Annotated in this window: 14 protein-coding genes; 3 read left to right on the top strand and 11 right to left on the bottom strand. The window is 67.0% G+C overall.

Translation table 11 applies throughout. The features are described from left to right. Nucleotides 1–4: 4 nt before the first annotated feature. Nucleotides 5–1,219, bottom strand: a complete 1,215-nt coding sequence (locus tag BAY61_RS07825) for an acyl-CoA dehydrogenase family protein (RefSeq protein WP_091800902.1) — start codon at nucleotides 1,217–1,219, stop codon at nucleotides 5–7. 165 nt (nucleotides 1,220–1,384) lie between these two features. Here BAY61_RS07825 and BAY61_RS07830 point away from each other — a divergent pair, with 165 nt between their 5' ends. Further along, on the top strand, nucleotides 1,385–2,164 hold the full coding sequence (locus tag BAY61_RS07830) for a cyclase family protein (protein ID WP_091800904.1): 780 nt from the start codon (nucleotides 1,385–1,387) through the stop codon (nucleotides 2,162–2,164). Between the two features lie 58 nt (nucleotides 2,165–2,222). Next, nucleotides 2,223–3,434 carry a class I SAM-dependent methyltransferase gene (locus BAY61_RS07835; RefSeq protein ID WP_091800448.1) on the top strand — a complete coding sequence of 404 codons (1,212 nt, stop codon included), beginning with the start codon at nucleotides 2,223–2,225 and terminating at the stop codon, nucleotides 3,432–3,434. Nucleotides 3,435–3,487: 53 nt separating this feature from the next. Here BAY61_RS07835 and BAY61_RS07840 read toward each other — a convergent pair whose 3' ends face one another. The 9 genes from BAY61_RS07840 to BAY61_RS32785 all read right to left on the bottom strand — a co-directional run bounded on the left by BAY61_RS07840 (nucleotide 3,488) and on the right by BAY61_RS32785 (nucleotide 11,404). Then, complete coding sequence (locus BAY61_RS07840) at nucleotides 3,488–4,369, bottom strand: NAD-dependent epimerase/dehydratase family protein (protein ID WP_211323451.1); 882 nt, start codon at nucleotides 4,367–4,369, stop codon at nucleotides 3,488–3,490. 105 nt (nucleotides 4,370–4,474) lie between these two features. Then, complete coding sequence (locus BAY61_RS07845; RefSeq protein WP_091800906.1) at nucleotides 4,475–5,455, bottom strand: acyltransferase domain-containing protein; 981 nt, start codon at nucleotides 5,453–5,455, stop codon at nucleotides 4,475–4,477. Next, entirely contained in the window at nucleotides 5,452–6,504 is a 1,053-nt protein-coding gene (locus BAY61_RS07850) for a ketoacyl-ACP synthase III family protein (RefSeq protein WP_245865905.1), read from the bottom strand. Before BAY61_RS07850 ends, BAY61_RS07845 begins: the two co-directional genes overlap by 4 nt. Further along, the gene (locus BAY61_RS07855) at nucleotides 6,501–6,752 is read right to left on the bottom strand and encodes an acyl carrier protein (RefSeq protein WP_091800457.1); all 252 of its coding nucleotides are present in this window, start codon (nucleotides 6,750–6,752) and stop codon (nucleotides 6,501–6,503) included. Before BAY61_RS07855 ends, BAY61_RS07850 begins: the two co-directional genes overlap by 4 nt. Continuing rightward, complete coding sequence (locus BAY61_RS07860) at nucleotides 6,749–7,969, bottom strand: ketosynthase chain-length factor (protein ID WP_091800460.1); 1,221 nt, start codon at nucleotides 7,967–7,969, stop codon at nucleotides 6,749–6,751. Before BAY61_RS07860 ends, BAY61_RS07855 begins: the two co-directional genes overlap by 4 nt. Next, nucleotides 7,966–9,231, bottom strand: a complete 1,266-nt coding sequence (locus tag BAY61_RS07865) for a beta-ketoacyl-[acyl-carrier-protein] synthase family protein (RefSeq protein ID WP_091800463.1) — start codon at nucleotides 9,229–9,231, stop codon at nucleotides 7,966–7,968. The genes BAY61_RS07860 and BAY61_RS07865 overlap by 4 nt, the downstream gene beginning before the upstream one ends. A 67-nt stretch (nucleotides 9,232–9,298) precedes the next feature. After that, a complete protein-coding gene (locus BAY61_RS07870) occupies nucleotides 9,299–9,538 on the bottom strand; it encodes an acyl-CoA carboxylase epsilon subunit (protein WP_170140070.1) in 240 nt (79 codons plus the stop codon). Next, nucleotides 9,535–11,115 (bottom strand): acyl-CoA carboxylase subunit beta, encoded by a 1,581-nt coding sequence (locus tag BAY61_RS07875; protein WP_091800469.1) that lies wholly within the window; start codon nucleotides 11,113–11,115, stop codon nucleotides 9,535–9,537. Before BAY61_RS07875 ends, BAY61_RS07870 begins: the two co-directional genes overlap by 4 nt. Before the next feature lie 124 nt (nucleotides 11,116–11,239). Further along, nucleotides 11,240–11,404, bottom strand: coding sequence for a hypothetical protein (locus tag BAY61_RS32785; protein ID WP_170140069.1), 165 nt, complete (start codon nucleotides 11,402–11,404; stop codon nucleotides 11,240–11,242). A 94-nt stretch (nucleotides 11,405–11,498) separates the two neighbouring features. On the opposite strand from BAY61_RS32785, the gene BAY61_RS07880 reads away from it, so the two are divergent. Next, on the top strand, nucleotides 11,499–12,485 hold the full coding sequence (locus tag BAY61_RS07880) for a carbohydrate kinase family protein (protein WP_091800472.1): 987 nt from the start codon (nucleotides 11,499–11,501) through the stop codon (nucleotides 12,483–12,485). A 32-nt stretch (nucleotides 12,486–12,517) separates the two neighbouring features. On the opposite strand, the gene BAY61_RS07885 is transcribed toward BAY61_RS07880, so the two are convergent. Continuing rightward, the gene (locus BAY61_RS07885; protein WP_091800475.1) at nucleotides 12,518–13,618 is read right to left on the bottom strand and encodes a hypothetical protein; all 1,101 of its coding nucleotides are present in this window, start codon (nucleotides 13,616–13,618) and stop codon (nucleotides 12,518–12,520) included. Between the last annotated feature and the right edge of the window lie 124 nt (nucleotides 13,619–13,742).

A 13,742-nucleotide genomic window follows, 5' to 3' on the forward strand; every position in this document is an offset into this window, starting at 1 on the left:
CTCATCACGGCGCGAGTGCCTGGGCGCTCAAGAAGTCGACGGCATCGGCGTAAGTGAACGGGTGCATGAACGAGCCGGCCCTGACGTCCCGCAGCAGCCGAGACAGCGGGTGCCCTGCAGCGAACGAGGCACCACCGACCAGCGTCAGGCAGTCGCCGACAATCTCCGGGGCGGTCCGGTTGACGACGAGTTTGGCGCTCTGGAAGGAGGTCATCATCCGGCGGCCACGTTCTCCGGGGTCGGCGAGCGTGCCGGTGGCGGGAGCCTCCGCCAGCGAAAGCGCCGATCCGGCCGCGGCTCGAAGCGAATGCAGCCTGGCGTCGATCTCGGCTACCAGCGTCCGGGTACCCGCCTGGTCGTTGCCGCGCTTTCGGACGGTGCCGATCGCGATGTCCCGCGCTGCCTGCGCCACTCCTATGTAGATACCGAGCATCGTGATCGAACTGACCGTCTGGCCCGCGAGCATCGCGTCGTCGTGCTCGCCGACGAGGCCACGGAAGAAGATGTCCTCGTCGGCCACGAAGCAGTTGTCCATGACGATGTCGACGCTGCCCGAGGCGCGCATGCCGAGCCCGTCCCAATTGTCCAGCACGGTCAGGCCCTCGGTATCCCGCGAGATGACCGCGGCCGCTTGTCCTGGCGGGCGCCCTTCGACGTCGGTTTGCGCGGAGATCACGAACACCGTCGCGATCGGCGCCATGCTGGCCAGCATCTTGCGCCCGGTCAGCACCCAGCCGCCGCCCGGTGCCGGGGTCAGCTTGCTGACGATCCTGTGGGCCACCGCGTCTTTTACCGTCGTGCACACGACCGCGTCGGACGACCCCATCGGCCGCAACAGTCGTTCGGCGAGCGACCGCGCCGACGGCGAACCGTGCAGCCACTCGTGCGTGAGCGTGAGCCCGCGGCTGAGTTGCATATGGAGTGCGAGCGCGGTGGACGCGTCCGCCTTGGCGACCATCTGTAACGCCAGCGCGACGTCGTAAAGGGAATCGACGCCAAGGCCACCGAGTTCCTTCGGCACGGTCCCGCCGAGCACGCCGTCCTTGCGCAAGGCTTCGAAGACGTCGGCCGGGAACGTGCCGTCGCGATCGTTGTCCGCCGATTCCGCTGTGATGCGCGGAATGTGCGCGGACAACAGATCGAGCAGATCGGTGCCCTGCTCGGTCGTCGGCTCACACAGTTCTCCGGTCAGGCAATGGTCTTCGGTCTGTCTCGACATTGCGTTCTCCGCTCGAACCAGCATGGGGGTCTTCTCACGATGGTGTCCGGCTTCGTTCGAAATCCACTAAAATGTGGGTGACGGCGCGGTCTTACAGCGAATTTCCAATGCTTTTCTAGCTCGGCGGCAGACGATCGGGATCGTTTCCGGCACTTGGAGGTGGCTGTGCGGCTCGTCGACCTGTCCTCGCCGGTGGATGCCTCGTCATTCGAACCTGACCCGGTCGTGCATGAGGTGCTCACCCCGCGGGAGGGCGCGCGACACATGAGCGACGAGATGCGCAAGCATTTCGGGATCGAATTCGACGTGGCCGAGCTGCCGGATTCGGAATTCCTTTCCCTGGACCGCCTCACGCTGACGACGCACGTCGGCACGCACGTGGACGCGCCATCGCACTATGGTTCTCGCGCCTCCTACGGCAACGGAATTCCCAAGCACATCGACGACATGCCACTGGACTGGTTCTACCGTCCCGGTGTCGTGCTCGACCTGACCGGGCACGGAATCGGTACGGTGGGCGCGGCGTACCTTGAGAAGGAGTTCAACCGGATCGGCTACACGCCGGCACCGTTGGACATCGTCCTGCTCAACACCGGTGCGTCGAAGTGGGCAGGCACCCCCGAGTACTTCAGCGATTTCGTCGGGCTGGACGGGCCTGCCGTGCATTTCTTGCTGGACTCGGGTGTCCGGGTGATCGGCACCGACGCGTTCAGCCTGGACGCGCCATTCGCCGATGTGCTCGCCCGGTATCGCCGGACCGGGGACCGCTCCGTGCTCTGGCCAGCCCATGTCGCCGGCCGGGACCGGGAGTACTGCCAGATCGAACGTCTCGCGAACCTCGACGAGATACCGGAGCCGTACGGATTTCGGGTGGCGTGCTTCCCGGTGAAGATCACCGGCGCCGGCGCGGGATGGGCGAGAGCGGTCGCCATGATCGATGAGTAGTACCGGCGGGGCCGGTCGGCCCGCGCCTTCCAGCAAGCGTGAGGTAGAAGGAATTCAGATGTGTCGTGTGTGCGGCGGTATCGTCAACGAGTTCTTCGACTTCGGTCGCCAGCCCCTTTCGGATACTTTCCTGCGCCCTGAGGAAATCGAGCATGAATACTTCTTCCGGCTCGCGGTGGGGATCTGTGAGGGTTGCTCGATGGTGCAGCTGGTCGAGGAAGTTCCTCGTGACCGGATGTTCCATGAGGACTACCCCTACCAATCGTCCGGTTCGGCACGGATGCGTGCGCATTTCGAGCAGACCGCGCGGAAATTCATCGAGACCGAACTGACCGGGGCTGATCCGTTCATCGTGGAGATCGGCTGCAACGACGGGGTCATGCTGCGGACCATCGGCAAGGCCGGTATCCGGCATCTCGGTTTGGAGCCCTCCGGTGGGGTCGCGGAACTGGCGCGGGCCGACGGAGTCCGGGTTCGGACCGACTTCTTCGAAGAGAGTTCGGCGACCGCGATCCGGGCATCGGACGGCCCGGCCGATGTCATATACGCGGCGAACACCATGTGCCACATCCCTTACCTGGATTCGATTTTCCGGGGAGTGGACGCTCTGCTGGCGCCGAATGGTGTGTTCGTGTTCGAGGACCCCTACCTCGGCGATATCGTCGAGCTGAACACGTTCGACCAGATCTATGACGAGCACTTTTTCCTGTTCTCCGTCAACTCGGTACGCACCGCGGCGAAGCGCTTCGGGTTCGACCTGGTCGATGTGGAGCGGCTACCGGTGCATGGGGGAGAGGTGCGCTACACGATCGCGAGGGCGGGAGCACGCCCGGTGAGCGCGGCGGTTGAATCGCTCGCCGAGGAGGAGCACGAGCGCGGCCTCACCGAGCAGTCCACTTTCGACCGTTTCGGCACGGACGTGAAGCGGATCTGTGGTGGCCTGGTGGATCTGCTGCGCAAGCTGCGCGCGGAAGGCAAGCGAGTGGTTGGCTACGGCGCGACGGCGAAGAGCGCCACGGTGACCAACTACTGCGGTATCGACTCGGAACTGGTGGAGGTCGTCTACGACAGCACGCCTGCCAAGAACGGCAGGCTGATGCCCGGATCGCATATCCCGGTCAAGCGCGCCGCCGAATTCGCCGAACCGTACCCGGACTACGTGGTGCTGTTCGCGTGGAACCACGCTGAGGAGATCATGGCCAAGGAGACCGCCTTCCGCGAGGCCGGTGGCCGCTGGATCCGCTACGTTCCGGACGTGGAAATCTTCTGAGAGCGCAGCGGTACCCGGGGCTCTCCTGCGCGGAAGCGCCCCGGGAACCCGCTTTACCGTTCGTCCCACATGGCGCGCAGCGACTCCGCCGCGGTGAAGGCGGGCCGCCAGCCCAGCAGCCGCCCTGCCAGCCCGATGTCCACCTCGATCCACTCCCCGCCGTGACTTCGCACCTGCCCTTCCACGGTCCGCAGCCGATCGCTCGGGAACCCCGCCGCCGCGACGAAGGTCATCACCAGCTCACGCATGTCGACGGCGACACCGCTGCCGATGTTGATCACCTGGCCGGATACCGGTGCCGTCGCGGCGGCCAGCGCCGCGGTGGCGACATCCCGCACGTCGACGAAATCTCGCTTGGCCTCGGCGATGGCCAGTTCCACCGTTTCTCCCGTGCGCAGCGCGCCACGCAGCCTACGGAGCAGGGAGGCGAAGAACGTCTCCTCAGGCGGGTAAGGGCCGAACATGTTGGCCGCGCGCAGAACCACTCCGCCCGATGCCAGCACGGCCATCGAGCAGGCCAGCTTTGTTTGTGAGTACATATCGGACGGGCAGGGTTCGATGGCCTCGTGCAACGCGGTCCCGTTCGGCACCGGCCCGTACTCGTGTATCGAGCCGATGTGCACAAGTCGCGGCGCATGGTCCAGCAACGCTTGCGCGGCCACCAGGCGCTGGACGACTCCCAGGTGGGAGTGCGCCATCTCCGCTTCGGTGGGGCCCCACCGGCCAGCGGCGTTGACCACCGTGCCGACCCGTTGCGAGGCAAGAAGTTCCGCGATGTTCTCCTTGCTGGTTGCCGCCACGTCGAGCGGGATGAACGTGTGATCCGCGATATGTGGTGCTTTTCTCCTCGCGATGGCGAGAACGTCGTGTCCTCGCCGGGCGGCCAGGCCACAGATCTGCCTGCCGACACAACCGGTCGCACCGATCACAGCCATGCGTCGCATCAGCTTGCCAGCCTCAGTTATCTCGTCAGGTCGCCGCGTAGTGCGTGGGCCACGACGATACCGCGAAAAGTACCCGCACCGCGATTACTCACCTTCCTATAGGCCAGTAAGTCCTTCTACTCCAAGGCTTTTCGCCGCGGTGGCCAGTGCGGACCGGTCCCGATCGGGTGGCCCCGGCCTGCCCGGCAACAGCGACACCACCGCACTGCGGCCTGCCCGTACCGCCGGATGACGCCTGGCCAGCTGAGACAGTCCCTGGCCGGGTCCGGCCTCCACCAGGACGGCGTCACGTTCGGCCAGCAACGCGTCCAGCGCGGGCCAGAACCGGATCATCGCCACCGGGTGGCGGGCCCAGTAGTTCGCGTCGGCTACGTCCTCGTATGTCAACGGAGCCGCCGTGTAACAGGAATAGAGGGTGATCCGCGGTGGAGACACCGGCAACGTGGCGATCACCTCGGCCGCTCCCTCGGTCGCCGGTGCGAGCGCCGGACTGTGGAACGGACTGAGCGATGGAACCCGCCGGCAGGTGAAGTCCTGAGCCAGCAACGACTTCTCCACCAGCGCGAGTGCCGGGTACGGCCCGGCGAGCACGATCTGCCGTGGCGCGTTGACAGCACCGATGACGACGTCGCCGTCGAGGAAGGGCGTGACGTCCTCCTGCCGCGCGGCGACGGCGAGCATGCCGCCAGGCGGGCCGTCGGCCAACCGGTGCATCCGGTCGAGTACGAGCCGGGCCGCGTCACCCAGCCCGAACACACCGGCCAGCGTGGCCCCTGCCAGTTCGCCGATGCTATGCCCCAGCAACGTTTCCGGTCGCAGGCCCCAGTCGAACACGACCTGCCCCAACGCGTAGTCGATGGCGAACAACAGGGGTTGGGCGCGAGTGACGTGGTCGAGCGCGACGGCTGGTTGCCGCGCGAGCCAGTCGGCCCTCAGCCGGGCACCTTCTTCCCCCATCGCGGCGAACACCTCGTCCATGGCCGCGGTGAACACCGGGTGGGTCCGGTACAGGCCCGTGGCCATGCCGGCGTGCTGGGATCCCTGTCCCGGCAACAACAACGCGATCGGTCGGCTCATCGGCCCCCGTCCCTTCCCCGCCCGGCCCACGCCGGCCGTTCGAGTACTTCGATCACCGCGCACGACCAGCTGTACCCGGCACCGACGCTCACCAGCAGGCACGTCTGGCCCGCATCGAGCACGCCGCTGTTCACCAAGTGATCGAGGCCCGCGATGGGGTCGCCCGCGCCGAGGTGGCCGACAGCGCGATTCCACGGCCAGGTGGTCCTCGCCGGGTCGATGCCGAACCGGCTGAAATACGCGGCCTTCAGTCGCCTGCGACCCACGTGCGGCAACACGATCCGGTCGATTTCGCCGAGTTCGAGTTCCGCGGCGACCAGTGCCTGCTTGATCGCGTTGTCCTGTCCGGAACTGACCAGAGAGACCACATAGGACACGCTGGTTCCGGCGAGGAAGGCACGTTTGCACACCTCGTAGTCGACCGGTCTCCGGTGCTCGAACGGTGTCCGCCCGAAGGGGTCGTCACCGCGGTTCATGCCCTCCAGTTCCGGTTCGGACACGGTGACCAGGCTGCGTAGCCGTGCGAACCCGCCATGGCGGGACAGCACCAGCGCCGTCCCGCCGTCGGCGTACACGGTGCCGGGATCGCTGTGCCAGCGGTCGAAACCGGGTTCGCAGAATTTGTCTCCGGTGGTGATCAGTGCCGAGGACCGTCCAGGATCGACGGCGAGGTAGGCGGAGGCCAGCTCCATCGCGGCCATTCCGCCGTTGGACACCTGGCGGACCTCCAAGGCCGGGCATTTGTTCCCGACAGCCTCCCGTTGTACGTAGGAAGCAGGCGTCCACAGGTCATGACCCTGGTAGAAGAAGCTGGCGTGCAACACAAGGTCGATGTCAGCCGCCGTTGACCGCGCACGGGCCAACGCCGTCTTGGCCGCACGGGCGGCCATCTCCGGCGCGGACTCGTCGCCTGCCACCGCGACCGAGATCACGTCGGTGGCTCGCGCCAGTGCCGCGTCGAACTTGCCGGCGGCGACCGCCCGCTCGGTGGGCACCCTCGGCGGCAACCACGTTCCCGTGCTGTCGATGAAGGGAAGTTCCACTGTCACGCGCGTCCGGCTTGGTTGACGGCGGTCACGAACTGGTTGAGCGTGCGCACCTCGGCGAGCGCGTCGTCGGGCAGTTGAACCCGGTACGCGCGCTTGACCGTCGCGGCGGCCTCCATCAGCGCCAGTGAGTCGTACCCGAGGCTCTCAAGGAGCACGTTGCCGATGTCTCCGCCGTCGTCGACCGACTCCTCCTCTCCGGCGCATTTACGCATGATCGTGACCAACTCGGACAACGTGAGCTCGCTCATCTGCCTTCCCTTCTTCGGCTGCTGACGACCAGTGCGCTGTTGAACCCTCCGTTGCCCCTGGCGAGGACCAGTGCGGCCGAGCCGGTGAACGGCCTCGGTCTCCCGCCGAGGACGACGTCGAGGTCGTAGCAAGGCGTCACTCTCGTGGTCGGCGGGATGACCCCGTCACGCAGCGCCAGCAAGGCGAGCGCGACGTCGACCGGGGCACCGCCGGAGTAGAGGCGGCCGGTCATGGTCTTGGGCGCGGTCACCGGCACACCGTGCGGACCGAACATCTCGACCAGCACCTCCGCCTCGACCCTGTCGAGCGGGGCGACTCCAGCCGCGTCGGCGAACACCACCGCGATATCGGTGGTGTTCAGCCCGGCGTCGTCGAGCGCGACCTCGATCGCGCGCCGGAGGTTGGGAGGCCGGCCGGAACCCGGCCGAGGGTCGAAGGTCGAGCCGTAGCCGACGATCTCACCGTAGGTCGGTGCGTCACGCTCCCGTGCCTGTCGCTCGTCTTCGACCACGAGGATCGCCCCGCCCTCACCGGGCACATGTCCGGCGGCGTCCCTGTCGAAAGGGAGGTACGTACGAGCCGGTTCCTCTCGCGTGGACAGCTGGCCGCCGGCAACCTGTGCGGTCATGCCGAACGGGCACAGCGTGGAGTCCATGCCACCGGTCAGTACGAGCGCTGTTCCTTCGCGGACCACGCGCCTGGCGTGGGCGATGGCGACGAGGCCCCCCGCCTGTTCCGCCACGAACACCCCGGTGGGACCGCGCATGTCGTGCCGGATGGAGATCTGACCGGTGTTGACCGCGTAGAACCACGCGAAGGAGTGGTAGGCACTGACGTAGTCCGGCCCGTCACGCCACAGGTTCTGGAGCTCGCGCTGGCCGAACTCGAGTCCGCCTGCCGCGCTGGCCGTGATGACTCCCATCTCCAGTGGGGACAATCGAGCGGTGTCGACGGCAGAATCGGTGATCGCCCAGTCGGCGGCGGTGAGGGCGAACTGAGTCATCCGGTCTGTCTGCGGGATCAGCCTGCTCGGAATGTGCTTGCTCGCCTCGAAGTCGAGCACTTCACCAGCCAGCTTGGTCGGATACGAGCCAGGGTCGAAGCGCGTGATCGGCCGGATCGCGTCTTGTCCACGCAGGGTCGCCGACCAGAAGGCTTCGGTGCCGAGCCCATTGGGGGCCACGACTCCCAGACCGGTAACCACCGCTTTGGTCACCGCGCTCTCCCATCGGTCAGCACCATCGCGCTCTGGAACCCGCCGAATCCGCTGGCCACCGTCAGTACCGTGGCCAGGTCCTGTTCGCGGCCGACAAGCGGCACGTAGTCCAGATCCAGCTCGGGGTCGGGACGGTGCAGGTTGGCGGTCGGCGGAACCACGCCGTATTCGATCGCCAGCGCGCACGCGGCCACCTCGATCGCGCCGACGGCGCCAAGCGAGTGACCGATCACCGACTTGATCGAGCTGACCGGTACGGCATAGGCATGTTCGCCGAGGCTGTGTTTGAAAGCCGCGGTCTCGTGCACGTCGTTCTGCCGGGTGGCCGTGCCGTGCGCGTTGACGTAGTCGACGTCGATCGGGTCGAGTTTGGCCCTGTCCAACGCCGAGGTGATCGCGGCCGCCATCTCTCGTCCGTCCGGGCGCAAGCCGGTCATGTGATGAGCGTTCCCGTGACAGGCGTAGCCGCTGATCTCGCCGTAGATGTGTGCCTCGCGTGCGCGTGCGTGCTCGAATTCCTCCAGCACGAGGACCGCGGCGCCCTCGCCGAGCACGAAACCGTCGCGGGTGCGGTCGAACGGGCGCGAAGCACTCCCCGGATCGTCGTTGCGTGGCGATGTCGCCTTGATCGCGTCGAAACAGGCAACAGTGATGGGGGCGATCGGAGCCTCCGCGCCGCCGGTGACCATCACGTCGGCCGAGCCCTCCCGGATCAGCTGCCAGGCGTAACCGATGGCGTCCATTCCGGACGTGCACCCCGCCGAGACGATCGCGTTGGGCCCTTCCGCACCGGCCAGCCACGCGACTTCGGCCGACAATGAGCTGGGCACGTAGTAGTCGAAGAGGTTGGGCGACGCGCGGCGGTGGTCGACCAACCACTGCCTTCCTTCGTCGCTGACCGCGAGATACTCCTGTTCGAGGCGCTGGGTGCAGCCCACCGCGTTGCCGATGCTCGCCCCGACTCGGTGCGCGTTGTCAGGCACGCACGCGAAGTCGCTGTCCGCCAGTGCCTCCGCGGCTGCTACCAGCAGCAACTGGCTCACCCGGTCCAGCCGCTCGACGTCGTCCTCGGTGAGGCCCTCTTGACGAGGGTCGAAGTCACACTCCGCCGCGACCCGCGAGCGGAAAGGGGTGGCGTCGAACGTCGTGATCAGCCTGGTCGCAGGCACACCGGACACGATGCGCTCCCACATCGCCTTCGTCCCGACATCGCCGGGCGCGACCACACCCATCCCGGTGATTGCCACACGACGTTCTCCCATGGCTGGCTCCCCAGATAATCCGCACTGCTTGCCGACTTCGACGATGGGGTACCGCCCTAGCAACGAACTAGAGGAGTGACCGGATGTTCGATCGCCCACGACCGTTGGCAGGCACGGCTGTCTCCCGCGACCACGCGCCGGGTGGTTGGTAGCGCTGGGCGATCCACGCCGGGCGGCGGTGCGGCAAAGGCGGCGTAGGAGGCGGAGCCGGGTTGGTCGCGGCGAGCACAACGAGGGCGACGGTGAGTGCCACCAGTTCGGGCTCGTCCGGTTGCCCGCGCAGCACGCGGAACACGGGTTCGGTCACGACGGCGGATTTCCGTGCTTGCGGTCGGGCAAGGGGGCCTGTTTCGCGCGGAGCATCCCCAGGGATTCGATGAGCACCGTCCGGGTGTCCGCGGGATCGATGACGTCCTCGACCAGACCGCGTTCGGCGGCATACAGCGGGTGAACCAGCTGGCTGCGGTACTCCTTGATCCAGTGCGCGCGGGCCGCTTCGGGATCAGCCGCCTCGGCGATCTCCCTGCGGAACACCACGTTCGCCGCGCCCTCGGCGCCCATGACGGCGATTTCGTTCGAAGGCCAGGCGAAGGAGAGGTCGGCGCCAATCGACTGGGAGTCCATCACGATGTAGGCACCGCCGTACGCCTTGCGCACGATGAGCTGGACACGGGGGACGGTGGCGTCGCAGTAGGCGTAAAGCAACTTCGCCCCGTGCCGGATGATGCCACCGTGCTCCTGGTCGCGGCCGGGCAGGAAACCGGGGACGTCGACAAGGGTGACGAGCGGAATACTGAACGCGTCACAGGTCGAGACGAACCGTGCCGCCTTCTCCGAGGCGTGGATGTCGAGCACCCCGGCCAGCCAGGCAGGCTGGTTCGCGACGATGCCGACCAGATGGCCATCGAGGCGGGCGAAGCCGCACAGGATGTTCTGGGCCCAACTCGCGTGCACCTCGAACATCTCGCCGTCGTCGACGATTTCCTCGATCACCGCACGCATGTCATAGGCCCGGCTCGGGTCTCCTGGGACCAGATCCACCAGCGACGCGCAGCGACGGATCGGGCTGTCGCCGGTCGCGGCGACCGGTGCCAGCTCACGGTTGTTCGACGGCAGCATCGACAGCAGATGCCGGACGTCGGCGAGGCAGTCCTCTTCGGTGTCGTAGACGAACCCCGCCGCGCCGGAGACCTCCCCGTGTACGTCGGCTCCGCCGAGCCGCTCGTGGGAGATGTCCTCGCCGGTCACCGAATGCACGACCTCCGGGCCGGTGATGTACATCTGGGCGATGCCGCGAACCATGAACACGAAGTCGGTCAACGCAGGGGAGTAGGTGGCGCCGCCCGCGCACGGCCCGAGTATCACGCTGATCTGCGGGATCACCCCGGACGCCCGTACGTTACGCCGGAAGATCCCACCGTAGCCCGCGAGCGCGGTCACGCCCTCCTGGATACGCGCCCCCGCGCCGTCCGACAGTGACACCAGTGGCGCGCCCGCGGACTTGGCGAGGTCCATCACCTTGTGGATCTTTTGCGCGTGTGCCTCGCCGAGCGACCCGCCGAACACTCGGAAGTCGTGCGCGTAGGCGAACACCGTGCGGCCGAAGACGGTCCCCCAGCCGGTGATCACCCCGTCGGTCCATGGGCGACGCTCTTCGAGCCCGAAGCCCACGGCCCGGTGCCGCCGGAATCCCTCGATCTCGCGGAAGGAGCCCGGGTCGAACAGAAGGTCCAGCCGGGCGCGCGCGGTCAGTTTTCCTCGCTCGGCCTGTTGCCGCGACGCGCTCGCGGACGGTCCTTCGAGCACGCGTTCCCTCGCGGCAGCGAGCTCCTCGACGTACCCGCGCAGATCAGGAGGGTTGGCCGGCGGATCGATTGTGGTCATACCCGCCAGCAAACGCGCACTCGCTCAAGGACGGTTCGACATCCGGTGGGCCAGGCTTCCGCGGTTCGGACAGCACACAGGAGCCGCGATCGTCGTTGACCGGCGGCCCCTGTGAGATCGAGGATCAGACGTATTCGTCGAGGTCGGCCACCTGCGCGTGGCAGGCGTCGCTGACGGCCCACGGCTGGGCGGCCGATGGAGCCGCCACCGGTGCCGGGCTCGGGCGCGGGATGTCGGCGCAATCCTCGATGAGTTCGGCCATGGTTTCTGGTTCGGTGGCGGTGCTCACTCCAGCAAGGTAAGCGCTGAGCCGAATGCGCGACACCCTTACCGCTCGGTAGTCTCGCCCCTGCGCAATGGCAACTACCCACATGGAGGATCCGGTGGCATCGAAGGCACGCATCGCGGTATCGGGCAGCATCGCGACCGATCACCTGATGCACTTCCCCGGGCGGTTCGCCGAACAGCTCGTGCCGGAGCAACTGCACAGGATCTCACTGAGCTTCCTCGCCGACGACCTGGTCGTGCGCCGTGGCGGCATCGGTGCCAACATCGCCTTCGGCCTCGGTGTCCTCGGTGTCTCGCCGATCCTCGTCGGAGCGGTCGGCGACGACTTCGCCGACTACCGCGCCTGGCTCCAGCGCCACGGGGTCGACACCTCGGGTGTGCACGTGTCCGAGATCGCGCACACCGCGCGCTTCGTGTGCACCACCGACCAGGACCTGTGCCAGATCGCCACCTTCTACGCGGGTGCCATGGCCGAGGCGCGCAACATCGAGCTCGAACCGGTCGTGCGACGGGCGGAAGGGCTGAGTCTCGTGATGATCAGCCCCGACGACCCCGACGCGATGCTGCGGCACGCTGAGGAATGCAGGCAGCGCGGCTACACCTTCGCGGTGGATCCCTCCCAGCAGCTCGCGAGGATGGACGGCGCGCAGGCCCGCGAGTTCGTCGCGGGCGCGAGCTACCTGTTCAGCAACGACTACGAGTGGGAATTGCTGCTGCGCAAGACCGGCTGGACCGAGGACGACGTTCTCGCCACGGTCGGCACCAGGGTCACGACGCTCGGCGACAAAGGCGTCGAGATCGTGGGCAATGCGGGCACTTTGCAGGTCAGTGCCGTTCCCGAGGTCGCGAAGACCGATCCCACCGGGGTCGGCGACGCGTTCAGGGCGGGTTTCCTTGCCGGGTTGTACTACGACCTGAGCGTGGAGCGGGCCGCCCAGCTGGGTTCACTGATCGCCGTACTCACCTTGGAGACGGTCGGCACCCAGGAGTGGACGCTGGAACGCGAGCCCGCGCTCGTCCGCGTCACGGATGTTTTCGGGGCGGAGGCCGCCGCCGAGATCGGTGCGGTGCTGCCGGGCTGATCCAGCGGCACCGCACCGGTGCTCGACTGTGCTCAGCCGCCGATTCCGGTCAGTACCTCGCGAGTGATCTCGTCGGTAAGGCCGCAGTCGGTCTCCGGGGCGTTCTCGGGTTGCTCGCCTGCCTCGTAGTCCGTCACAGCCACCGTCATGAGGTTCACGCTCAGCAGGTGATAGTCGTTCTCCTGAGGGTTGGAGGAGGGCTTCGTGATCAGCAGGTTGCCGCAGTCGGTGAGGATTGTGGCGTCCGACGCCGTCTTGATGCCCTCGTAACCCTCGAACTCGATCTCCTCGCTGCTCACGGTGTTCCCGCCGGATGTCGTGGCTTGCCGCTCGTTGAGACCGAAATAGATTTCGACCTCGTGGGTGTAGCCGGAGCCTTCCTGAGTCAGGTCGACGTTGCACGAGTACGCCCCGTTGTACTCCGGCTCCGTAGCAGTCCACCCGGGGAAGAGGGCGACGATTTCGTCCTTCCGCGCGCACGGGTCGTGGCCGATGATGTCTCCTGGCTCCGGATTCGGGTTCGGTTTCATCGCGTCGAGCTTCGGCAGGATGGTGGCGAAGTACTCCTTGGTGACGTCACAGGCTTCGGGCCACGTGGCGTCGCCGCCCTCCGCTGGAACTTTGGCCCCTCGGACTTTGGCCGCGCGTTCGGGTACGTCTAGGTAGGGGACGTTGATGGTGCAGCTTGAGTCCAGCGAGTCGTCGCTGGGCGCCGACGTCTTGACCGCTTCGCGGCCGTCGACCTCGGTCGGCTCGGGGTTCAGCGCCTCGGCGCCGTCCCAGTACTCGTCGATCGTCAAATAGAAGAGGTAGACGTCGGCATTCTCGTCGCCGCTGCGCGCGATGCATTGGTAGATGTTGGGCGCGGTCAACGTGTCCTGGATCGAACCGAACTGCTTCAGGTACTCGTCGCTTTCCGCCATGGCGCACGGGTCGGTGCCGCGAACGCGCTCGTGGTGCGCGGTGAGCGGATCCGCCGGTTCGTCCGGTGTGGACGATGCGGAGGGAGCGTCAGGGGCGTCCCCTTGGCCCTCGCCGCCGGGTGCGAAGGCGCCCGTTCCCGCCTGGTCGTCGGCGCACGCGGTCAGCAACAGCGCTGCCGCCGCGATGGTCGCCCCAAGTGTGATTCTCATCCGTTTTTCGTGCCTCTCCCGCATTGTCCCCATCGGAGGTGGCTGCCTGGCGACGTCGTCCGGTGTCCTTTTCGGACGCTCTCGCGGCGGTTCCCCTGGTGCCCGTCGTGTCCCGGTGTTCGTG

It is taken from the genome of Prauserella marina, from assembly GCF_002240355.1.
Lineage (GTDB): Bacteria > Actinomycetota > Actinomycetes > Mycobacteriales > Pseudonocardiaceae > Prauserella_A > Prauserella_A marina.

Coding starts and splice junctions, on each gene's coding strand:
- BAY61_RS07825 (WP_091800902.1), bottom strand. CDS start 1,219: ATGTCGAGACAGACCGAAGACCATTGCCTGACCGGAGAACTGTGTGAG.
- BAY61_RS07835 (WP_091800448.1), top strand. CDS start 2,223: ATGTGTCGTGTGTGCGGCGGTATCGTCAACGAGTTCTTCGACTTCGGT.
- BAY61_RS07840 (WP_211323451.1), bottom strand. CDS start 4,369: ATGGCTGTGATCGGTGCGACCGGTTGTGTCGGCAGGCAGATCTGTGGC.
- BAY61_RS07845 (WP_091800906.1), bottom strand. CDS start 5,455: ATGAGCCGACCGATCGCGTTGTTGTTGCCGGGACAGGGATCCCAGCAC.
- BAY61_RS07855 (WP_091800457.1), bottom strand. CDS start 6,752: ATGAGCGAGCTCACGTTGTCCGAGTTGGTCACGATCATGCGTAAATGC.
- BAY61_RS07865 (WP_091800463.1), bottom strand. CDS start 9,231: ATGGGAGAACGTCGTGTGGCAATCACCGGGATGGGTGTGGTCGCGCCC.
- BAY61_RS07875 (WP_091800469.1), bottom strand. CDS start 11,115: ATGACCACAATCGATCCGCCGGCCAACCCTCCTGATCTGCGCGGGTAC.
- BAY61_RS07885 (WP_091800475.1), bottom strand. CDS start 13,618: ATGAGAATCACACTTGGGGCGACCATCGCGGCGGCAGCGCTGTTGCTG.